We start from the raw sequence: 22,000 nt of genomic DNA, 5'->3' as shown, positions 1-22,000 counted from the left end.
CGCTGGGGGCATGATTGCCCCCGCTGTTGTGGAGGTGACGTATGTGCGAACTGCTCGGGATGAGCGCCAATGTGCCAACCGATATCTGCTTTAGTTTCACCGGGCTGGTTCAGCGCGGTGGGGGAACCGGGCCGCATAAAGACGGCTGGGGTATAACCTTCTACGAAGGCAAAGGGTGTCGCACGTTCAAAGATCCACAGCCCAGCTTTAATTCACCGATTGCCAAACTGGTGCAGGACTATCCGATAAAGTCCCACTCTGTTATTGCGCATATCCGCCAGGCGAATCGCGGTGAAGTGGCGCTGGAAAATACCCATCCGTTTACCCGCGAGCTGTGGGGACGTAACTGGACGTATGCTCACAATGGTCAGCTCTCTGGCTATAAGTCCCTGGAGACGGGGAATTTCCGCCCGGTAGGCGAGACAGACAGCGAAAAAGCCTTCTGCTGGCTGCTGCACAAGCTGACAGAGCGTTATCCTCGTACCCCCAGCAACATGACCGCCGTGTTTAAATACATCGCATCGCTGGCTTCAGAGTTACGTGAAAAGGGCGTGTTTAACATGCTCCTGTCTGACGGGCGCTACGTAATGGCGTTCTGCTCGACGAATCTGTTCTGGATCACCCGTCGTGCGCCGTTTGGCGTGGCAACGCTGCTCGATCAGGATGTGGAAATTGATTTTCAGACAGAGACCACACCAAACGATGTGGTTTCTGTGATAGCGACGCAACCGCTGACGGGCAACGAAACCTGGCAAAAGATTATGCCAGGTGAGTGGGCGTTATTTTGCCTGGGAGACCGTGTAGTTTGACGCCAGCTGTGGCTGGACAACTTCGTGGCTCAGTGGCTTGCTGACCACGTAACGGCCATCCACCACCGACACTACCGGCGGCTTGTGGGTCTGTTCAAAGTAGTCATAACCCGGTTTCATCTGTTTCCAGAAATCCGCATAGTAGGAATACTTGTGACGCGCCATGTTGGCATCGGTCATGCGGAACGGGTAGATGCTGACCTGAACGCTTGGCTGACCAAAGACCAGTGCGCCAGTGACAAACTGGAAGATCTCATCAATGCCGGAATCGGTCATCGCGTAACAGCCGATAGACACGCAGGCACCGTGGATCATCAGGTACTTACCTTCATAACCGTGAGCACGGTCATAGGCATTAGGGAAGCCGATGTTAATGGCTTTATAGAAGCGGCTGTCAGGCTTTAGCTGGCTACGCTGAACGTTGTAAAACCCTTCCGGGCTTTTGAAATCGCCCTGACGTTGTTTTGGCCCCAGACCACCGGAGTAGTTACAAATTTTGTAGCTATCGAGCAGCTGATACGTCTCGCCCATTTTTACAAACAGATCGAGAGTGCGTTCTTCCTTGAATATTTGAATATAAACCGGTGATCCCATTAATTGCTGTTTATATTCTTTGCTGACCGGCGTGGTTGAACTGTTGCTGCTGAGCAACCCGGCAAACGACACGCACGGAATCAGAAGCATCGCAATGAACAATGCGATTTTACGCATACTACTAGTTCCTTGATAAAACTAAGACCAACTTGCCAGGACGGCAAAAGAGACCCGAAATCAGATTATTCTGGTTAGGAGCGCTCACATTAGCACCGCTATAGATTTTCGCAAGAGCAGAGCGGTTAGTTTACAAATTAGTTTTACTTTATAACCCATCCCAAAGGCGTTGACTCCAGGAACTTTGCGTAATCGCTCGCATTTTGGCGTGTGCAACGGCGGATTCCCTGCCCTGGAAAGGGCGAAAATGGTACACTTCTGCCCACTGGATTGTTGTTCATGGAAACTTCCTAACTACATGTTTAAAATCAGAAAAGGGCTTAATTTGCCGATTTCAGGCGTGCCGGAACAGCACGTTTCGACGGGCGTTAGTGTTCGCCATGTCGCCATTTTGGGTGACGATTATCTGGGAATGCGCCCCTCAATGCTGGTACAGGAGGGCGATCGCGTCATCAAAGGACAGGCGCTCTTTGAGGATAAAAAAAATCCTGGCGTCATGTTTACCGCACCAGCCTGCGGTACCATCGTTGCGATCAATCGTGGGGAACGCCGTGTTATGCAGTCGGTGGTTATCCGCATTGAAGGCGACGAGCAGCGTACATTTGCTCATGTTGATGCCACCGAACTGACGAGCCTCAGCCGGGGTGCCGTACAGGCGCAGCTGCTGGAATCAGGCCTGTGGACGGCGTTTCGCACGCGTCCCTTCAGTAAATCGCCCGTACCGGACACGGTGCCTGCGGCGATTTTCGTCACGGCAATTGACACCAACCCGCTCAGCGTAGACCCCCAGCCCGTGATTCTGGCACAGCGAAAAGCCTTTGATGCCGGGCTGACCGTGTTAACGCGCCTGACGTCGGGTAAAGTCCATGTCTGCCAGGCCAGCGGAGGCAAGCTTGGTGGTCATCCGCAAGGTCAGGTCACGTTTAACGAATTTGCAGGCCCCCATCCTGCTGGGCTGGCTGGCACCCATATCCACTTTCTTGAGCCGGTAAGCCTGACAAAGCAGGTCTGGCATCTCAACTATCAGGACGTCATTGCCATCGGTAAGCTTTTTACGACAGGTGAGCTGTGTGCTGAACGTGTGGTTGCCATCGGCGGGCCACAGGCGGCAAATCCGCGTCTGGTGCGTACCCTGCTGGGGGCGGATATCAATGAACTGCTGGACGGTGAAATAAACGAGGGCGAAAACCGCCTGATTTCCGGCTCGGTTCTCAGTGGCCGACATGCGGTTGGTGCGCAGGCTTATCTTGGTCGTTTTCATCTGCAGGTGAGTGTTGTCCTGGAAGGGCGTGAGAAAGAGCTGTTCGGCTGGGTTCTGCCTGGCGCGGAGAAATTCTCCGTGACCCGCACGACGCTTGGACATTTCCTGCGTCACAAGCTTTTTAACTTCTCTACCAGTACACATGGTGGTGAGCGCGCAATGGTTCCCATTGGTAACTATGAGCGCGTGATGCCGCTGGATATTCTGCCGACCATGCTGCTGCGCGATTTACTCGCCGGGGATACCGACAGCGCACAGGCGCTGGGCTGTCTTGAGCTTGACGAAGAAGATCTGGCGCTCTGTACCTATGTTTGTCCAGGTAAATACGAATATGGACCCGTATTGCGCGAGGTGTTAACCCGCATTGAGCAGGAAGGATAACTGATGGGCTTAAAACACCTCTTTGAAAAAATAGAACCGCACTTTACCGAAGGTAAGCTGAAAAAGTATTACCCGCTGTTTGAAGCGACGGCGACCATTTTCTACACCCCGGGGCTGGTGACGAAAGGGGCTGCGCACGTCCGTGATGCCATCGACCTTAAACGGATGATGATTCTGGTCTGGTTCGCGGTCTTCCCGGCGATGTTCTGGGGCATGTACAACGTGGGTTTGCAAACCATTCCGGCGCTGCACCATTTGTACGATGCACCGCAGATGGCGCAGGTGATTCAGTCTGACTGGCACTACCGTCTGGCGCAGTCGCTGGGCGTGAGCTTTGCCGCAGACGCGGGCTGGGTCAGCATGATGACGCTGGGGGCCGTTTTCTTCCTGCCTGTCTACCTCACGGTATTTATCGTGGGCGGCTTCTGGGAAGTGCTGTTTGCCATAATTCGCAAGCATGAAATTAATGAAGGCTTCTTTGTTACCTCCATTCTGTTTGCGCTGATTGTGCCACCGACGCTGCCGCTCTGGCAGGCGGCGCTGGGGATCAGTTTTGGTGTCGTGATAGCCAAAGAGATCTTCGGCGGTACCGGGCGTAACTTCCTCAACCCGGCACTGGCGGGGCGCGCGTTCCTGTTCTTTGCTTACCCGGCTCAAATTTCGGGCGATCTGGTGTGGACGGCGGCCGATGGTTTTTCCGGCGCGACGCCGCTCTCTCAGTGGGCGGCACACGGCGGAGAAACGCTGGTGAATAACGCGACGGGCCAACCTGTCACCTGGTTTGATGCCTTTATCGGCAACATTCCGGGTTCCATCGGGGAAGTCTCCACGCTGATGATTTTACTGGGTGGAGCCATCATTCTCTTCGGACGTGTCGCCTCATGGCGGATCGTCGCCGGTGTGATGATTGGCATGATACTGACCGCCACGATGTTCAACGTGATTGGCTCTACCACCAACCCGATGTTCTCTATGCCCTGGTACTGGCATCTTGTATTGGGCGGTTTTGCCTTCGGGATGATGTTTATGGCTACGGATCCCGTCTCTGCCTCATTTACTGACAAAGGTAAATGGAGCTATGGCGTGCTCATTGGCGCGATGTGTGTCCTGATTCGTGTGGTCAACCCGGCGTATCCGGAAGGGATGATGTTGGCCATTCTGTTTGCCAATCTGTTTGCGCCACTCTTCGATTATCTGGTCGTGCGCGCCAACGTTAAGCGGAGGAAGGCGCGTGGCTGAAATCAAAAATAACGACAGCATCAGCAAAACGCTGCTGGTGGTGCTGGTGCTTTGTCTGGTCTGTTCCATTGTAGTGGCGGGTTCTGCTGTGGGGCTAAAGCCGCTGCAGCAAAAGCAGCGCGCCCTGGATAAACAACGCAATATCCTGGCCGTGGCCGGATTGATGCAGGAAGGAATGAGTACAGATGATGTTTCGACACTCTTCGCTGAACGCATTTCAGCGCGGCTGGTGGATTTAAAAAATGGCGAACTTCTGGAAAAAGACCCGACGAAATATAACCAGGCTCAGGCGCTAAAAGATCCGCATATGAGTCTTTCCCTCGAGGCATCACAGGATCCGGCAGGGATTAAGCGACGCAGCAACCTCGCAGAGATCTACCTGGTGCATGATGCGCAAAACCGGGTGCAGGAGGTCGTGCTTCCGATATACGGCAACGGCTTGTGGTCAATGATGTATGCCTTTGTGGCGCTTGATACGGACGGTCGCACTGTAAAAGGCATCACGTATTATGACCAGGGCGAAACGCCGGGGCTTGGCGGAGAAGTTGAAAACCCTAACTGGCGGGCACAGTTTGTCGGCAAGAAAGTGCTGGATGACAGCGGGAAACCCGCGCTGAAAGTGATGAAAGGGGCAGCGCGTCAGGGAGATGAGTACGCTGTCGACGGGCTTTCCGGGGCAACGCTCACGTCAAACGGGGTGCAGCATAGTTTTGATTTCTGGATGGGTGAACTGGGTTTTGGCCCCTTCCTGAAAAACGTACGTGAAGGAGCGCTGAACAATGGCTGATGCAGGTGAACTAAAAGAAGTCAAAAAGGTGCTCATTGGCCCGCTGCTGGCCAATAACCCCATTACTCTGCAGGTACTGGGTGTCTGCTCGGCACTGGCGGTCACCACTAAGCTGGAAACTGCGCTGGTGATGACCGTTGCGGTGACGCTGGTGACGGCGTTTTCCAGCATGTTTATCTCAATGATCCGCCACCACATTCCGAACAGCGTGAGGATCATCGTGCAGATGGCGATCATCGCCTCGCTGGTGATCGTGGTCGATCAGCTGCTTCGTGCCTTTGCCTATGAAACCTCAAAACAGCTTTCGGTGTTCGTCGGTCTGATTATCACCAACTGTATTGTGATGGGGCGCGCAGAAGCTTACGCCATGAAAATGCCGCCACTGGCGAGCTTTATGGACGGCATCGGCAATGGTCTGGGCTACGGCGTGATCCTGCTGACGGTAGGTTTCCTGCGCGAGTTAATCGGCAGCGGTAAGCTGTTTGGTATCACGGTGCTGGACACGGTACAAAACGGTGGCTGGTATCTGCCAAACGGATTATTCCTTCTGGCTCCAAGCGCATTTTTCATTATCGGTTTGCTGATCTGGCTGATTCGTACGCTGAAGCCTGAACAGCAGGAAAAGGAGTAACCGACAATGGCTCATTACCTGAGTTTGTTTGTGCGCGCGGTGTTCGTTGAAAACATGGCGCTCGCGTTTTTCCTGGGCATGTGTACGTTCCTCGCGGTGTCCAAAAAAGTGTCGACGGCATTTGGTTTGGGTGTCGCGGTGACCGTTGTGCTGGGGCTTTCCGTGCCCATTAACAACCTGGTGTACAACTTTGTGCTGCGGGACGGCGCGCTGGTGGACGGTGTTGATCTCAGCTTCCTGAACTTTATTACTTTTATTGGAGTGATTGCGGCGCTGGTACAAATCCTGGAGATGATCCTCGACAAGTATTTCCCGTCGCTTTACAACGCGCTGGGGATCTTCCTGCCGCTGATCGCGGTGAACTGCGCCATCTTTGGTGGCGTGTCATTTATGGTTCAGCGTGATTACAACTTCAGTGAATCCGTTGTGTATGGTTTCGGTTCCGGGATCGGCTGGATGCTGGCTATCGTGACGATGGCGGGGATCCGCGAAAAAATGAAGTATGCCAACGTGCCTGCGGGCCTGCGTGGCTTAGGGATCACCTTTATCACCACCGGACTGATGGCGTTGGGCTTTATGTCCTTCTCTGGTGTGCAGCTGTAAGGGAAAGAAGATGGAAATTATTCTTGGCGTGGTGATGTTCACGCTGATTGTACTGGTACTGTCGGGGTTGATTCTGGCCGCGCGCGCAAAGCTGGTGAACTCCGGTGATGTCACCATTGATATCAATGATGAACCGCAAAATCAGATCCGCACTCCGGCAGGGGACAAGTTACTTAATACACTCTCCGGTAACGGAATTTTTGTCTCTTCAGCCTGTGGCGGCGGTGGCTCCTGTGGGCAGTGCCGCGTAACGGTAAAAGAGGGGGGCGGTGATATCCTGCCAACCGAGCTGGCGCATATCACAAAACGTGAGGCAAAAGAGGGCTGCCGTCTGGCCTGCCAGGTCGCAGTGCGCCAGAACATGAAAATTGAACTACCGGAAGAGATCTTCGGCGTCAAAAAATGGGAGTGTGAGGTTATCTCGAATGATAACAAAGCCACCTTTATTAAAGAGCTGAAGCTGCGCGTACCGGAAGGTGAAGATGTTCCGTTCCGTGCGGGTGGTTATATTCAGATTGAATGTCCGGATCACACCGTGACTTATGCGGACTTCGATGTTCCGGATGAGTATCGCACCGACTGGGATAAGTTTAATCTTTTCCGTTTTACTTCCAGCGTCAAAGAACCGGCGCTGCGCGCTTACTCAATGGCTAACTACCCGGAAGAGAAGGGCATGATTATGCTCAATGTGCGTATTGCCACACCACCACCGAATGTGCCGGATGCACCGCCGGGTGTGATGTCATCGTACATCTGGTCTCTGAAACCGGGCGATAAGGTGACTATCTCTGGCCCGTTCGGGGAGTTCTTCGCTAAAGAAACGGATGCCGAAATGGTCTTTATCGGTGGTGGGGCGGGTATGGCCCCGATGCGTTCGCACATTTTCGACCAGCTCAAGCGGCTCGGCAGTCAGCGTAAAATTAGCTTCTGGTACGGTGCCCGCTCGCGGCGAGAGATGTTCTATGACGATGAATTTGAACAGCTGGCGCGTGAAAACCCTAACTTTACCTTCCATGTGGCACTCTCCGATCCGCAGCCGGAAGACAACTGGACGGGTTATACAGGGTTCATTCATAACGTGTTGTATGAGAACTACCTTAAACAGCATTCGGCTCCGGAAGACTGCGAGTTCTATATGTGTGGCCCACCAGTGATGAACGCCGCTGTGATTAAGATGCTTAAAGATCTCGGCGTGGAAGATGAGAACATCATGCTGGATGACTTCGGAGGCTGAAAATGTTGACGTTTCTGGCAACTTTCGCGGTATTTATGCTGGTGGTATTCGGTATGTCCCTGGGCTGGATCATCAAGCGTAAAAGTATCCAGGGCAGCTGCGGCGGCATCTCTGCCCTCGGAATGGAAAAGGTCTGTGACTGCCCGGAGCCGTGCGATGCCCGTAAAAAACGGATGGCTCGGGAACAGCAGCGCATTCTTTAATTTACCTTTGTAGATGGCGTCCTGATTTCAGGACGCCATACGCCGTCTGCATCCGCGATACGTTTACCGGCTTCACATAACCCGTTTTCCGCCCCAGAGTGACATCACGCAACGCGTTCTCCACGATGCTATTGTCTGCCTCGACCCAGCCCGGTCTTTTCATGGTGTGGGCGCATTAAGGTTCAGCAACAGCCATTCGCTCGCCTGGCTTCCCCTGCGGATCCCGATCGGTTTTGGCGTAAGCAAAGACTCACACCTGCGTTTATGGTGTTTAAAACTCCACATCTTCCAGGCTGAACAGTGCCGTCTGGTCGTTATAGGAGAATATCTCGGCGTAGCGTCCCCAGTGAATGACCGTATCCAGCGTCTCTTTGGCGGCGCTGTCAGAGAGCGTGTCTTCCAGCTCCTGTTCAAAGCGCACGCGGGGTGCACGGTGATCCACCCTCTCATCAAGCACATTTTTAATTAATGCCGCCAGCGGGATAAAGCGCAGAAGATGCTCGGCAAACATCACTTTTCGTGGTTGCGTATCGGCCTGAGCAAAGGCTATTGCCGCTGGGGTTAAGAAGATATCCCCTTCGCGAATATCGGCAAACCCCATCAGCTGCAGTACCTCTGCAATCGGGAACAGGTCATCCACCTCCAGATGCAGGGAATGTGCAATGTCCGGCATGTCGGCCCGTCCCTCATAAGGTGCCGCCGCCAGCGTCTCGATAAGCCCTGCAATCAGGTTGATAGAAACCTGCGGCAGCCGCGTGCCTGCCTTCAGCGTTTTTCTGACGTGTTCACTCACCGGACGCGCGGTCATTCTGGCATAAACATCGTCAACCAACTGACGGAAATCAGGATCGAGACGATCGCGGGGATGGGAAAACGGCACTTTAATTTCGGCAACCACCCGGCCAGGATTGGAAGAGAGCACCAGAATGCGATCGCACATAAAAACAGCTTCTTCAATGTTATGTGTCACAATCAGAATCGATTTGATCGGCATTTTACCGTCGTTCCACAGGTCGAGCAGATCCGTACGCAGGGTTTCAGCGGTTAATACGTCGAGAGCGGAAAATGGTTCATCCATCAGCAACAGCGTCGGGTCGACGACCAGCGCGCGGGCAAACCCCACCCGCTGGCGCATACCGCCGGAAAGCTCACGAGGATAGGCGTTCTCAAAGCCGTCGAGCCCGATAAGATCGATTGCCGCGAGCGCTCTGGTACGGCGTGTCGAAGCGGCAACACCAAGCGCCTCCAGTCCTGCTTCCACATTCTGGAGTACAGTCAGCCACGGAAAGAGCGCAAAGGTCTGAAAGACCATCGCAATACCCTCTGCGGGGCCACTGAGCGGGGTACCTTTGTAGTTAACCGCTCCGGACGTGGGTGTGATCAGGCCGGAGATGATCCGCAGCAGAGTCGATTTTCCTGAACCCGAACGTCCAAGCAGCCCGACTATCTCCCCTTCGGATAAGGTCAGGTTAACGTTATCAAGGATCTGTATTGCACCATGCGCCTTGTCAAAACCATGGCTGACCTGTTTCACCGTTAACACTTCCTGACCGGTTTTCACTGTGCGATATCTTTGCTGCATGAGAGCAATCCTTTAATCAATACGATACCGGGATTCGGCATAAGCATACATTGGCCGCCACAGCAGGCGGTTAAACACGGTGACGAACAGCGACATGACCGCCACACCAAGAATAATTTTGGGAAAATCGCCCGCGGCCGTGTTCTGTGCAACATAGGCCCCCAGCCCGTGCGCCGTCACCTGGATATTCCCCCATTGCACAAACTCAGCCACGATACTGGCGTTCCAGGCTCCCCCCGATGCCGTAATCGCACCGGTGATATAGTAAGGAAAAATGCCCGGCAGCATGATCTGACGCCACCACTGCCAGCCACGGATACGGAAATTTGTGGCCGCTTCGCGATAGTCATTCGGGAATGCGGCGGTTCCCGCAATCACGTTAAACAGGATGTACCACTGCGTACCCAGCACAATCAGCGGAGAGAGCCAGATATCCGGGTTAAGATGGTAATGAACGATGGTAATCACGAAGATCGGGAACATCAGATTCGCCGGGAAAGCGGCAAGAAACTGCGCAATCGGCTGAATTTTTCCGGCAAGCGCAGGCCGCATCCCAATCATGACCCCCAGAGGTACCCAGATAACCGAAGAGATGAGGATCAGAAGCGTCACGCGTAGCAGAGTGAACACACCCAGCAGCAAAACATGCCCCACTTCATCCAGGGTGATGCCCGTTTTCACATAGCTGACCACCCGCCAGGCAATGTACAACGTCAGCAGAACCAGTAAAGCCCCCCAGATAATGTCTATCGTACGGGAAATCTGCCGCGATAACTTCGCTGGAACGGGCCTGGTGCGTAGCGTAGGTACACGCAAAGGCAGACGTGCCAGCACGGACAATAGCAGGCCAAAGGGGGCCAGAAGCTTGTGAATTAGCCGGGTGCGGCGCATCAGATTTAGCACCCAGGACGTGGGTGTTTTACCAGACTGCGTGGTCTCCATGCGGAATTTATCGGCCCAGGCGATCAACGGCCTGAACAGCAGCTGATCGTAGGCCAGGATCACCAGCGTCATCGCCAGCAAGACCCAGCCCACTGCGTGCAAATCTTTGTGCAAAATGGCCTGAGCAAGATAGGCACCGATACCGGGCAGCGTATAGGTATTGTTGCCAACGGTAATGGCTTCGGAAGCCACGATGAAAAACCAGCCGCCGGACATCGACATCATCATATTCCATAAAAGTCCGGGCATTGAAAACGGAACGTCCAGCTTCCAGAAACGCTGCCAGGGTGTCAGATGAAATCCGCAGGACACTTCCAGCAGATCCCGTGGCACCGTGCGCAGAGACTGGTAGAAGCTGAAGGTCATATTCCACGCCTGGCTGGTAAAAATGGCAAAAATGGCCGCCAGCTCCACACCCAATACCTGCCCCGGAAACAGCGCGATAAAGAACGTTACGGTAAAAGCGATATAACCCAGTACCGGCACGGATTGCAGGATATCGAGCACCGGGATGAGGATTTTTTCTGCCCGTCGACTGCGGGCAGCCAGCGTACCGTAAACCAGGGTAAACAGTAGTGCCGCGAGCATGGCGACCAGCATTCGCAGCGTGGTACGCAGGGCATATTCCGGCAGCATTATCGGATCCAGCGAGATAACCTCGGTTTTCAGGCTGGCGATGGGCTGCAGGGTTTGATGAAAGCCGGTGACGAACAGGGCTATCAGACAGAGAATTAAAGGAAAAGCGACAACATCCCAGCCGTTGGGTTTGAGTTGTCGGTACGCATTGCTTGCCGAAAGATGCAGGTTCATAACACTGCTCCCTGAATGCTAAAAAATCTGCCAGTTTTTTTAATACCTCTATTATGGGTGACTTCATTTAAACGCCGGGTATCTTTGAAGAAAATTTTATGACGCAACGGGGGAAAAGCACCGGCAGCCGCTCGCCAGACCTGCTCCTTTTCCTCTCACGCTTCTCAATCCTTACGTTATTACTGTATACTTATCCAGTAATGAGTGAGGGCTTACTATGCGCAAAATAATCCATGTTGATATGGACTGCTTTTTTGCCGCAGTGGAGATGCGTGACAATCCTGCGCTACGGGATATCCCCATCGCTATTGGCGGCAGCCGCATCCAGCGTGGCGTGATCAGTACCGCCAACTACCCTGCGCGCAAATTTGGCGTGCGTAGTGCGATGCCCACCGCGATGGCGTTAAAGCTTTGTCCTCATCTCACACTTCTGCCTGGTCGGTTTGAGGCGTACAAAGAGGCCTCATTGCATATCCGGGAGATTTTCTCCCGCTATACCTCGCTCATAGAGCCCCTGTCGCTGGACGAAGCCTATCTGGATGTGACCGACAGCGTTCACTGCCACGGCTCTGCCACATTGATGGCGCAGGAGATCCGCCAGACCATTTATCACGAGCTTAATCTGACCGCATCGGCGGGGGTCGCCCCGGTGAAATTCCTCGCCAAAATAGCCTCAGATTTAAATAAGCCGGACGGCCAGTTTGTTATCACCCCGGAAGAGGTTCCGGCGTTTTTAAAAACGTTGCCGCTCGGCAAAATTCCCGGGGTGGGGAAAGTCTCTGCAGCAAAGCTTGAAAGCATGGGATTACGAACGTGTGAAGATGTGCAACGAAGCGACCTGGCAATGCTGCTTAAGCGCTTTGGCAAGTTTGGTCGCGTGCTGTGGGAGCGCAGTCAGGGGATTGATGAGCGCGGTGTGAATAACGAGCGCCTGCGTAAATCCGTTGGGGTGGAACGCACGCTGATTGAAGATATTCATGAGTGGCCTGAGTGCGAAATCATTATCACTGAACAACTTTATCCTGAGCTGGAGCGGAGGTTAGCGAAAGTGAAACCGGATCTGCTGATTGCTCGTCAGGGCGTGAAATTAAAGTTCAATGACTTTCAGCAGACGACGCAGGAGCACGTCTGGCCGCGCCTGAATAAAGAGGATCTTATCGCTACCGCGAAAAAGGCATGGGAAGAGCGACGGGGTGGGCGAGGAGTCAGGCTGGTGGGATTGCACGTAACGTTGCTGGATCCGCAACTGGAACGTCAGCTGGTGTTGGGGTTGTAAAAAAGCCCGGTAGCGCTTCGCTTACCAGGCCTGCGTTTTTCACCCTCTCCCTGTGGGAGAGGGTTGGGGTGAGGGCGTTACTTAACAGGAATTGCCTTCAGCAGTTCAGTCAGCAGGGTCCAGTAATGGCCCACGCTTTCGATATGAACCTGCTCATCCGGTGAGTGTGGCCCGGTAATGGTTGGCCCGATGGAGACCATGTCCATGTTTGGATACGGTTTCTTGAACAGACCACATTCCAGACCCGCGTGGATCACCTGAATATTCGGCGTGCTGTTGAACAGACGCTGGTAAGTCTCACGCACCAGCGCCATTACTGGAGAGCTGGCGTCTGGCTGCCAGCCAGGGTAGCTACCTTTAGCGGAGGTTTTCGCACCCGCCAGGGTACCCAGAGATTCCAGCATGCTGACCACGTACTCTTTACCGCTGTCGATAAGCGAACGGATCAGGCAGATGATCTCTGCGCTGTCGTCGCTCATGGTGACCACGCCCACGTTCAGTGAGGTTTCTACCACGCCTTTCGCAACGTCAGAGTTGCGGATCACGCCGTTTGGCGTCGCGTTCAGCAGTTGAACAAAGCTGTCACGAGACTGCGCGGTCAGCGCTGCTTTATCCGTGGAGAAGGATTCCAGCACTACAGTCAGGTTCTTCTCTTTGGCAGACAGTTCGTTTTTCAGGATATCCAGATAAATGCCGGAGAGTTTTTTCAGCTCATCAGCTTTTGCTGCAGGCACTGCCACGGTTGCGAACGCTTCACGTGGAATGGCGTTGCGCAGTGTACCACCGTTGAAATCCACCAGACGCAGATCCAGCTCAGCCGCGTGCCCCGCGAGGAAACGCGCCAGCAGTTTGTTGGCGTTACCCAAACCTAAGTGAATATCACCACCGGAGTGGCCACCTTTCAGCCCTTTCAGCGTCAGCTTGAAGGTCTGGAAGCCAGCGGGTACCGCTTCACGGGACAACGGCAGGGTAGAGATGAAATCAATCCCGCCCGCGCAGCCCATGTAGATCTCACCCTCTTCTTCGGAGTCGGTGTTGATCAGAATGTCTGCCTGCAGCCAGTTCGCCTGCAGACCGAATGCACCGTCCATACCCGCTTCTTCGGTCATGGTCAGCAGCACTTCCAGCGGGCCATGCTCAACGCTGTCGTCCGCCAGTACGGACAGCGCAGAGGCCATACCGATACCGTTATCTGCACCCAGCGTTGTGCCGCGCGCTTTTACCCAGTCGCCATCAATGTAAGGCTGGATAGGATCTTTGGTGAAGTCGTGAACGGTGTCGTTGTTTTTCTGTGGAACCATATCCAGGTGAGCTTGTAGCACAACCGGTTTACGGTTTTCCATGCCTGCGGTCGCCGCTTTACGGATCAGAATATTGCCAACCTGGTCGCGCTCAACGTGCAGACCTTTTTCCTTCGCCCAGCCCATAATATGTTCGGCAAGCTGTTCTTCATGATAGGAAGGGTGTGGAATGGAACAGATTTTGGCAAAAATATCCCACAGCGGCTGTGGAGATAATTGAGACAGTTCAGACACGATAAGTCTCCTTGTCGATGCTCTGCAAACAATGATGCAGGTTACAGGGTTAGCAGGTTAATAGTTACCACAAGTCAGGCTTGCGAGATGCAACTGAGAATACCACTTTCTCTGGTTGCTGGTAGCATAAAGCATGTAAAAACCCTGGCTCAGGGCGCTAAACACTGGTTTTTAGTGCGTCAGATCTCTATAATCTCGCGCAACCTATTTCCCCCTTGAACACTTTTTAAGCCGTATATAAACAGGCTGGGACACTTCACATGAGCGAAAAATACGTCGTCACCTGGGACATGTTGCAGATTCACGCACGCAAACTGGCTGCGCGTCTGATGCCTTCCGAGCAGTGGAAAGGCATTATTGCCGTTAGTCGTGGCGGTCTGGTACCGGGGGCGCTGCTGGCTCGTGAGCTGGGTATTCGCCATGTCGATACCGTATGCATCTCCAGCTATGACCATGACAACCAGCGTGAGCTGACCGTGCTGAAACGCGCTGAAGGCGACGGTGAAGGCTTCATCGTTATTGATGACCTGGTGGATACCGGTGGTACCGCGGTGGCAATCCGCGAAATGTACCCAAAAGCACACTTCGTCACTATTTTCGCTAAACCTGCCGGCCGTCCGCTGGTTGATGATTATGTGATTGATATTCCGCAGGAGACCTGGATTGAACAACCGTGGGATATGGGCGTGGTATTTGTACCGCCAATTTCTGGTCGTTAATTCCGTTCTGCAATTATTTTAACGCCCGGTGATACCGGGCGTTGTTTTTTTTAGTCTGCGGCGCGTTACAATAGTCTTTATACGACGTATTCACGGAGGCTATGTCATGACGCAGGCGAATCTCACCGAAACTCTTTTCAAACCCCGTTTCAAACACCCAGAAACGTCGACGCTGGTGCGTCGTTTTAATCCAGGTACCCAGCCTTCAGTGCAGTCTGCGTTAGACGGTAAAAATGTGCCTCACTGGTATCGCATGCTCAATCGTTTAATGTGGATCTGGCGTGGTATTGATCCCCGTGAAATCCTCGACGTGCAGTCACGTATCGTAATGAGTGAGTCCGAGCGTACCGACAGCGAACTCTACGATACGGTGGTGGGCTACCGTGGTGGTAACTGGATCTACGAATGGTCTAAACAGGCGATGCTCTGGCAGCAAAAGGCCACGCAGGAAGAAGATGCTGCACTGAGCGGCAAGCACTGGCTGCACGCGGCTAATCTTTACGCCATTGCGGCATACCCGCATCTTAAAGGGGATGAACTGGCAGAGCAGGCTCAGGCGCTGGCGAATCGTGCCTATGAAGAAGCTGCTCAACGTCTGCCTGGCCGGATGCGTGAGCTTGAGTTCACGATCCCCGGCGGCGCGCCGGTTACCGGGTTCCTGCATATGCCTGAAGGCGAAGGCCCGTTCCCGACGGTGCTTATGTGCGGCGGTCTGGATTCGCTGCAAATCGACTATTACAACCTTTTTGAGCGCTATTTTGCACCAAAAGGGATCGCGATGCTGACCCTCGATATGCCTTCGATCGGCTTCTCGTCGAAATGGAAACTCACTCAGGATTCAAGTCAGCTGCACCAGCATGCTTTGAAAACACTTGAAAATGTCCCGTGGGTTGACCATACGCGTGTGGCGGCATTTGGTTTCCGCTTTGGGGCGAACGTTGCAGTGCGTCTGGCTTATCTTGAATCCCCACGCCTGAGAGCCGTGGCCTGTCTTGGCCCGGTGGTTCACGCGTTGCTCAGCGAGCCTGCCCGGCAGAGCAGCGTACCGGAGATGTACCTTGATGTACTGGCCAGCCGTCTTGGCATGCATGATGCATCAGACGAAGCACTGCGTGTTGAACTCAATCGCTATTCGTTAAAAACGCAAGGTTTGCTGGGACGCCGGTGCCCAACGCCGATGCTGTCAGGTTTCTGGAAAAATGATCCTTTCAGCCCGGAAGAAGAATCTCGCTTAATCACGTCGTCATCTGCAGATGGCAAACTACTTGAAGTACCGTTCAGCCCGGTCTATCAGAACTTCGACAAAGCGTTAAAAGAGATTACGGGTTGGATCTATCAGAGATTGTGTTAATAGATTGCTAAATTTTGATGGTTTGGTAAAACAGTGACTTCACAAAAGGAGATCGCAATGACGTTACCGAGTGGACACCCGAAAAGTAGACTGATTAAGAAGTTCATGGCTCTCGGCCCGTATATTCGAGAGGAGCAGTGTGAAGATAATCGCTTTTTTTTCGACTGCCTGGCTGTTTGCGTCAACGTGAAGCCTGCACCCGAAAAACGTGAGTTCTGGGGCTGGTGGATGGAAATGGAAGCACAAGAAAAGCGTTTTACTTACAGCTACCAGTTTGGCCTGTTTAATAAAGACGGAAACTGGCAGGTGGCGGCTATTAAAGATCAGGAAGTGATCGACCGTCTGGAATATACGCTGAAAGAGTTCCACGACAAGGCGCGTGCTTTGCTGGCGACTCTGGATCTGAAGCTGGAGCCTGCGGATGACTTTTCCAGCGAAGCGGTCAAGCTGACGGCCTGATGGTTTCTCTCTCTCCCTGTGGGCGAGGGCCCGGGGTGAGGGCATCAGACCGCATGAATCCCCGACAAAAAAATCCCGGCACACAGGCCGGGATTTTTTATAACAGCGTGATCAGAACTGGTAAGTCATACCCAGTGCAACGATGTCATCGCTGCTGACACCCAGTTTGTTTTTGTCATCAATCTGGTTGATTTTATAATCAACAAACGTGGACATATTTTTGTTGAAATAATAGGTCGCGCCCACATCAATGTATTTCACGATATCAGCATCACCGATACCTTCGATATCCTTGCCTTTAGACTGTACATAGCCCAGGGACGGACGCAGACCGAAATCGAACTGATATTGCGCCACGACTTCAAAGTTCTGTGCTTTATTCGCAAAACCACCAGAAATTGGGGTCATATTGCGTGTTTCAGAATACATCGTTGCCAGATAGATATTGTTCGCGTCATATTTCAGACCGGTTGCCCATGCTTCAGCTTTGTCGCCCTGGCCGCGAGCCAGCAGGTTCTGAGCATTGGTACGGTCAGAGCTGGTGTATGCGCCGCTAACAGCGAAAGGGCTGCCGCCGAAGTCATAAGCCAGAGAAGTACCAAAACCGTCGCCGTTCTGTTTCTTGGCGTCGCGGTTTTCGTTTTTACCCTGGTATTGCAGCGTCATGTCCAGGCCGTCAACCATGCCGAAGAAGTCGGTGTTACGGTAGGTGGCAAGACCGGTAGCACGCTTGGTCATGAAGTTATCAGTCTGCGCGGAAGAGTCGCCGCCGAACTCAGGGAACATATCGGTCCATGCTTCGACGTCATACAGGGCACCCAGGTTACGACCGTAATCCAGAGAACCAATGTTTTTCAGTTTCAGGCCAGCGAATGCCAGACGGGTTTTCTGAGAGGAGTCGCTCTCTGCTTTGTTACCGGCAAATTCGGATTCCCAACGGCCATAGCCCGTCAGCTGATCGTTAATCTGTGTTTCACCTTTAAAACCGAAACGTACGTAGGTCTGGTCACCGTCTTTAGAGGCATCATCACTGATGTAGTGCATTGCTTTTACTTTGCCGTACACGTCCAGTTTATTGCCATCTTTATTATAGACTTCGGCCGCGTGTACAGATGCAGAAGCAACTACGCCCATAACCACTAATGCCAGTGTGCTCTTTTTCATTTTCGATCCTGATTTTATAAACGCGCTAAAATTCGCTGGACGATAAGCTCATGCCTAAGTCCCGTGAAAAAACAGGAAGGGTTTTAACGTTCTGGAATTAAACTTTTATGACAAAATAAGAATAATTTTAAAAAACTGTGATTTATTATTTCTGTAATAAAATTGTCAAAATTTGCCACTACGCTCCCTGATCCGGCGCAACAAAGTGTTTAGTGATGTGCTAAGGCAGTTGGCAACGGGGCTGAGTCCTGCTAAAACGTTCGTTTGACATCATTTCCCCTTATCGTTGAACGGCAGAGAATCATGAGTGATAGCCAGACGCTGGTGGTAAAACTCGGTACCAGTGTGTTAACAGGCGGATCGCGCCGCCTAAATCGCGCCCACATTGTTGAGCTTGTACGTCAGTGCGCTCAGCTGCATGCCGCAGGGCATCGTATCGTTATTGTGACTTCCGGGGCGATTGCCGCCGGGCGTGAACACCTGGGTTACCCCGAACTCCCCGCGACGATAGCCTCTAAACAGTTGCTGGCCGCCGTGGGACAAAGCCGACTGATTCAACTCTGGGAACAGCTGTTTTCTATCTATGGCATTCATGTCGGGCAGATGCTGCTGACGCGTGCGGATATGGAAGACAGAGAACGTTTCCTGAATGCGCGTGATACGCTGCGTGCGCTGCTGGACAACAATATCGTCCCCGTCATTAACGAAAACGACGCCGTGGCGACCGCTGAAATCAAAGTGGGCGATAACGATAACCTCTCTGCGCTGGCCGCGATTCTGGCCGGTGCTGATAAATTACTGCTCCTGACCGATCAGCCGGGGCTGTTCACCGCCGATCCGCGTTCCAACCCGGACGCTGAACTGATTAAAGATGTTTACGGCATTGATGATGCGCTGCGCGCCATCGCGGGTGATAGCGTTTCTGGCCTGGGAACGGGCGGAATGGGTACCAAGCTACAGGCAGCGGACGTGGCGTGCCGTGCCGGTATCGACACCATCATTGCTGCGGGTAGCCGCCCTGGCGTGATTGGCGATGTCATGGAAGGTCTCTCTGTGGGCACGCGTTTCCATGCGCAGGAATCCCCACTGGAAAACCGCAAACGCTGGATTTTCGGTGCGCCGCCTGCAGGTGAAATTACCGTCGATGAAGGGGCTACTGCCGCTATTCTGGAAAGAGGGAGTTCATTACTTCCAAAAGGAATTAAAAGCGTGACAGGCAACTTCTCTCGTGGTGAAGTGATTCGTATCCGTAACCTCGCAGGTCGCGACATCGCCCACGGCGTGAGCCGTTATAACAGTGATGCTCTGCGCCGGATTGCGGGTCACCACTCGCAGCAGATCGACGCCATCCTGGGCTATGAATATGGCCCGGTCGCCGTGCATCGCGATGATATGATTATTCGTTAAGGAGCCAGAAAATGCTGGAACAAATGGGTGCAGCCGCAAAGGCCGCCTCTTACAAACTGGCGCTCCTTTCCAGCCGCGAGAAAAACCGCGTGCTGGAAAAAATCGCTGATTATCTGGAATCGCAATCCGCTGAGATTTTGCGTGCCAATGAACAAGACTTAGCTGAAGCGCGTGAAAACGGCCTGAGCGAAGCAATGCTCGACCGCCTGGCGCTGACGCCAGCACGTCTGAAAGGTATCGCCGACGATGTTCGCCAGGTGTGTAATCTGGCTGATCCTGTCGGGCAGGTGATTGACGGTGGACTGCTCGACAGCGGTTTACGTCTTGAGCGTCGCCGCGTACCGCTCGGTGTGATCGGCGTGATTTATGAAGCCCGTCCTAACGTGACGGTCGATGTCGCGTCTCTGTGCCTGAAAACCGGCAATGCGGCTATTCTGCGCGGCGGAAAAGAGACCTGGCGCACCAACGGTGCAACGGTAAAAGTCATCCAGCAGGCGCTGGAAGAGTGCGGCTTACCGGCGGGTGCCGTGCAGGCGATTGAAAGCCCCGATCGCGCGCTGGTGAACGAGATGCTGCGCATGGATAAATACATCGACATGCTGATCCCACGCGGTGGCGCGGGTCTGCACAAGCTGTGTCGTGAGCAGTCGACTATCCCGGTGATCACCGGTGGTATTGGCGTGTGTCATATTGTTGTCGATGACAGCGCCGAGATTGAACCGGCGCTGAAGATCATCGTTAATGCCAAAACCCAGCGTCCAAGCACCTGTAACACAGTGGAAACGCTGCTTGTACATCAGGGTATCGCGAACACTTTCCTGCCTGCGCTGAGCAAACAGATGGCGAAAAGCGGCGTTACGCTGCATGCTGAGGCTAACGCCCTGGCGTTATTGAAAGATGGCCCGGCTACCGTGGTACCAGTAAAAGCAGAACAGTATGACGACGAGTTCCTTTCTCTGGATCTGAACGTGAAGATTGTGGCGGATCTCGACGATGCCATCGCTCATATTCGTGAGCATGGTACGCAGCATTCCGATGCAATCCTGACGCGTACCCTGCGCAACGCAGATCGTTTTGTGAATGAGGTGGATTCTTCAGCCGTGTATGTGAATGCTTCAACGCGCTTCACCGACGGCGGCCAGTTCGGCCTGGGCGCGGAAGTGGCTGTCAGCACTCAGAAGCTGCACGCGCGTGGCCCGATGGGTCTTGAAGCGCTGACCACCTACAAGTGGATCGGCTTCGGCGATGATACGATTCGTGCGTAAATAAACATGGGTGATGCAAAAATAGCCGTTTGATTCAAAAGGGCATTGACGCATCACCCGGTTAGATCTAACCTTCTGCCCCGTGGTTACATTCGTAACCGGCCTCTCAGGGCCGATATAGCTCAGTTGGTAGAGCAGCGCATTCGTAATGCGAAGGTCGTAGGTTCGACTCCTATTATCGGCACCATTTCAAACTCTTCCCTGGTCTACCGAAACCCAACTTAAAGCCCGTGTGTATACTGTGTTTTTTTAACCCGCATCCTATCTCCTGTTATCAACTGGACTCAACCGAAATCAAGTCGCAGTTGGGGGCATAAGTGGGGGCATTCTGTGTTCGGTCCAGGGAGATGCCCCCAATGAAGCTTAATGCACGACAGGTAGATGCTGCTAAACCCAGAGAGAAAGCCTACAAGCTAGCAGATGGTGCAGGCTTGTATCTTGAAGTTGTTCCTTCTGGTTCTCGATACTGGCGGATGAAATATCGCTTCAATGGAAAAGAGAAACGTATGGCTTTTGGTGTCTATCCGGCAGTGTCCCTTGCACAAGTGAGGGCACTACGTGATGAAGCCAAGAAAAAGCTGGTCGAAGGCATCGATCCATCGTTTGCCAAGAAAGAAGAAAAGTTGGTTCGCGATGTGCAGCTCAATAATACGTTTTAGGCTGTGGCACTTGAATGGCACGAAACGAAGGTAAGCCGGTGGTCAGAAGGTTATGCCTCCGACATTATCGAAGCCTTCAACAAAGATATTTTCCCTTATATTGGCCAACTGCCGGTGAATGACATCAAGCCTTTGGTTCTGCTGAATGTGCTACGTCGAATGGAAAGCCGTGGCGCGACAGAGAAGGCCAAGAAGGTTCGCCAGCGCTGCAGCGAAGTTTTTCGTTATGCCATCGTTACCGGCCGCGCGGAATATAATCCTGCCGCGGATCTAACCAGCGCGATGTCAGGGCATGAATCGAAGCATTATCCCTTCCTTACTGTAGAGGAGTTACCAGACTTCTTTAAAGCTCTCACAGGCTATACAGGAAGCCCGTTAGTTGTACTTGCCGCACGTTTGCTGATCCTTACGGGAGCTCGCACCGGCGAGCTTCGAGGTGCTTTCTGGAGTGAGTTTGATCTTGAAAAAGCGGTGTGGGAAATTCCTGCCGAGCGAATGAAGATGAAACGGCCTCACCTTGTTCCCCTCTCTACCCAAGCGCTGGAGATCGTACAGCTGCTCAAAGTGATGTCTGGGCAATATCCTCTTGTGTTTCCTGGAAGGAATGACCCCCGTAAAACGATGAGCGAAGCGAGTATAAATCAGGTGTTCAAGCGGATTGGATATACGGGGAAGGTAACGGGGCATGGTTTCCGCCGCACGATGAGTACTGTAAGCACACCTGTTTTAGTTCCACGCACTTTTTGAGATTTCCGGTTTTTCAGCCATCAGCCGGTACTCTTCCGGAGTAAGGTTGTTCAGGGATTCATGAGGCCGCTCGTTGTTATATTCCATCAGCCAGCGCTCGGTAATTTCCCGTGCTTCATTCAGTGTTCTGAACAGGTAAAAATCCAGAATTTCTGTCCGGTATGTCCGGTTGAACCGTTCGATAAAAGCATTCTGTGTTGGTTTACCCGGCTTGATAAATTCGAG

20 protein-coding genes, 1 tRNA gene and 1 pseudogene are annotated in these 22,000 nt (G+C 53.1%); 16 read left to right on the top strand and 6 right to left on the bottom strand.

Annotated features, from left to right (window positions below; genetic code table 11):
- Positions 1-41 precede the first annotated feature (41 nt).
- Positions 42-809, top strand: a complete 768-nt coding sequence (locus tag ACJ9N4_RS19655; RefSeq protein WP_182273850.1) for a class II glutamine amidotransferase — start codon at positions 42-44, stop codon at positions 807-809.
- Here the strand turns inward: ACJ9N4_RS19655 and dpaA are convergent.
- Positions 780-1,520 carry a peptidoglycan meso-diaminopimelic acid protein amidase gene (gene dpaA, locus ACJ9N4_RS19650; RefSeq protein WP_182273851.1) on the bottom strand — a complete coding sequence of 247 codons (741 nt, stop codon included), beginning with the start codon at positions 1,518-1,520 and terminating at the stop codon, positions 780-782. The two genes, ACJ9N4_RS19655 and dpaA, sit on opposite strands and share 30 nt — an antisense overlap.
- Before the next feature lie 298 nt (positions 1,521-1,818).
- Here dpaA and ACJ9N4_RS19645 point away from each other — a divergent pair, with 298 nt between their 5' ends.
- Genes ACJ9N4_RS19645 through nqrM form a run of 7 tightly spaced genes read left to right on the top strand, consistent with a single transcriptional unit; the run spans position 1,819 to position 7,859 of the window.
- Positions 1,819-3,162: a Na(+)-translocating NADH-quinone reductase subunit A gene (locus ACJ9N4_RS19645; RefSeq protein ID WP_182919450.1), complete on the top strand. Its 1,344-nt coding sequence runs from the start codon at positions 1,819-1,821 to the stop codon at positions 3,160-3,162.
- 3 nt (positions 3,163-3,165) lie between these two features.
- Entirely contained in the window at positions 3,166-4,401 is a 1,236-nt protein-coding gene (locus ACJ9N4_RS19640) for an NADH:ubiquinone reductase (Na(+)-transporting) subunit B (RefSeq protein ID WP_182273853.1), read from the top strand.
- Complete coding sequence (locus ACJ9N4_RS19635; RefSeq protein ID WP_182273854.1) at positions 4,394-5,188, top strand: Na(+)-translocating NADH-quinone reductase subunit C; 795 nt, start codon at positions 4,394-4,396, stop codon at positions 5,186-5,188. Before ACJ9N4_RS19640 ends, ACJ9N4_RS19635 begins: the two co-directional genes overlap by 8 nt.
- A complete protein-coding gene (locus tag ACJ9N4_RS19630) occupies positions 5,181-5,819 on the top strand; it encodes an NADH:ubiquinone reductase (Na(+)-transporting) subunit D (protein ID WP_014069019.1) in 639 nt (212 codons plus the stop codon). Before ACJ9N4_RS19635 ends, ACJ9N4_RS19630 begins: the two co-directional genes overlap by 8 nt.
- Positions 5,820-5,825: 6 nt before the next feature.
- On the top strand, positions 5,826-6,422 hold the full coding sequence (gene nqrE, locus ACJ9N4_RS19625) for an NADH:ubiquinone reductase (Na(+)-transporting) subunit E (RefSeq protein WP_182273855.1): 597 nt from the start codon (positions 5,826-5,828) through the stop codon (positions 6,420-6,422).
- Between the two features lie 10 nt (positions 6,423-6,432).
- Positions 6,433-7,656: an NADH:ubiquinone reductase (Na(+)-transporting) subunit F gene (gene nqrF, locus ACJ9N4_RS19620; protein WP_182273856.1), complete on the top strand. Its 1,224-nt coding sequence runs from the start codon at positions 6,433-6,435 to the stop codon at positions 7,654-7,656.
- Positions 7,657-7,658: 2 nt separating this feature from the next.
- Complete coding sequence (gene nqrM, locus ACJ9N4_RS19615) at positions 7,659-7,859, top strand: (Na+)-NQR maturation NqrM (protein WP_182273857.1); 201 nt, start codon at positions 7,659-7,661, stop codon at positions 7,857-7,859.
- 271 nt (positions 7,860-8,130) lie between these two features.
- On the opposite strand, the gene ACJ9N4_RS19610 is transcribed toward nqrM, so the two are convergent.
- Positions 8,131-9,441, bottom strand: a complete 1,311-nt coding sequence (locus ACJ9N4_RS19610; protein WP_182273859.1) for an AAA-associated domain-containing protein — start codon at positions 9,439-9,441, stop codon at positions 8,131-8,133.
- Positions 9,442-9,453: 12 nt separating this feature from the next.
- Positions 9,454-11,193, bottom strand: coding sequence for an ABC transporter permease (locus tag ACJ9N4_RS19605; protein ID WP_182919451.1), 1,740 nt, complete (start codon positions 11,191-11,193; stop codon positions 9,454-9,456).
- A gap of 217 nt (positions 11,194-11,410) precedes the next feature.
- On the opposite strand from ACJ9N4_RS19605, the gene dinB reads away from it, so the two are divergent.
- Positions 11,411-12,469 carry a DNA polymerase IV gene (dinB, locus tag ACJ9N4_RS19600; RefSeq protein ID WP_182273861.1) on the top strand — a complete coding sequence of 353 codons (1,059 nt, stop codon included), beginning with the start codon at positions 11,411-11,413 and terminating at the stop codon, positions 12,467-12,469.
- A gap of 77 nt (positions 12,470-12,546) precedes the next feature.
- Here dinB and pepD read toward each other — a convergent pair whose 3' ends face one another.
- Entirely contained in the window at positions 12,547-14,004 is a 1,458-nt protein-coding gene (gene pepD, locus ACJ9N4_RS19595; RefSeq protein ID WP_182273862.1) for a cytosol nonspecific dipeptidase, read from the bottom strand.
- 260 nt (positions 14,005-14,264) lie between these two features.
- Between pepD and gpt the strand changes: the two genes are divergently transcribed.
- The 3 genes from gpt to crl all read left to right on the top strand — a co-directional run bounded on the left by gpt (position 14,265) and on the right by crl (position 16,533).
- Positions 14,265-14,723, top strand: a complete 459-nt coding sequence (gene gpt / locus ACJ9N4_RS19590; RefSeq protein ID WP_182273863.1) for a xanthine phosphoribosyltransferase — start codon at positions 14,265-14,267, stop codon at positions 14,721-14,723.
- 106 nt (positions 14,724-14,829) lie between these two features.
- Positions 14,830-16,074 (top strand): esterase FrsA, encoded by a 1,245-nt coding sequence (frsA, locus tag ACJ9N4_RS19585; RefSeq protein ID WP_182273864.1) that lies wholly within the window; start codon positions 14,830-14,832, stop codon positions 16,072-16,074.
- Between the two features lie 57 nt (positions 16,075-16,131).
- The gene (gene crl, locus ACJ9N4_RS19580; RefSeq protein WP_182273865.1) at positions 16,132-16,533 is read left to right on the top strand and encodes a sigma factor-binding protein Crl; all 402 of its coding nucleotides are present in this window, start codon (positions 16,132-16,134) and stop codon (positions 16,531-16,533) included.
- Between the two features lie 111 nt (positions 16,534-16,644).
- Here the strand turns inward: crl and phoE are convergent, their stop codons facing one another.
- Positions 16,645-17,697, bottom strand: coding sequence for a phosphoporin PhoE (phoE, locus tag ACJ9N4_RS19575; protein ID WP_182273866.1), 1,053 nt, complete (start codon positions 17,695-17,697; stop codon positions 16,645-16,647).
- A 303-nt stretch (positions 17,698-18,000) separates the two neighbouring features.
- Here phoE and proB point away from each other — a divergent pair, with 303 nt between their 5' ends.
- The 4 genes and pseudogenes from proB to ACJ9N4_RS19555 form a co-directional block, all read left to right on the top strand.
- Positions 18,001-19,104, top strand: coding sequence for a glutamate 5-kinase (proB, locus tag ACJ9N4_RS19570; RefSeq protein ID WP_182273867.1), 1,104 nt, complete (start codon positions 18,001-18,003; stop codon positions 19,102-19,104).
- Positions 19,105-19,115: 11 nt separating this feature from the next.
- A complete protein-coding gene (gene proA, locus ACJ9N4_RS19565; RefSeq protein ID WP_182919452.1) occupies positions 19,116-20,369 on the top strand; it encodes a glutamate-5-semialdehyde dehydrogenase in 1,254 nt (417 codons plus the stop codon).
- A 111-nt stretch (positions 20,370-20,480) separates the two neighbouring features.
- Positions 20,481-20,556 (top strand) — tRNA-Thr (locus ACJ9N4_RS19560).
- A 169-nt stretch (positions 20,557-20,725) separates the two neighbouring features.
- A pseudogene (locus tag ACJ9N4_RS19555) lies at positions 20,726-21,742 on the top strand (tyrosine-type recombinase/integrase); the annotation flags it as partial.
- Between the two features lie 12 nt (positions 21,743-21,754).
- Here ACJ9N4_RS19555 and ACJ9N4_RS19550 read toward each other — a convergent pair.
- On the bottom strand, positions 21,755-22,000 hold a 246-nt coding region (locus ACJ9N4_RS19550), incomplete at its 5' end, for an integrase core domain-containing protein (RefSeq protein WP_411500728.1).

It is taken from the genome of Enterobacter sp. LM3, assembly GCF_046622475.1.
GTDB classification, from domain to species: Bacteria; Pseudomonadota; Gammaproteobacteria; order Enterobacterales; family Enterobacteriaceae; genus Enterobacter; species Enterobacter cloacae_P.
This window is presented reverse-complemented; position numbering and strand designations above follow the sequence as displayed.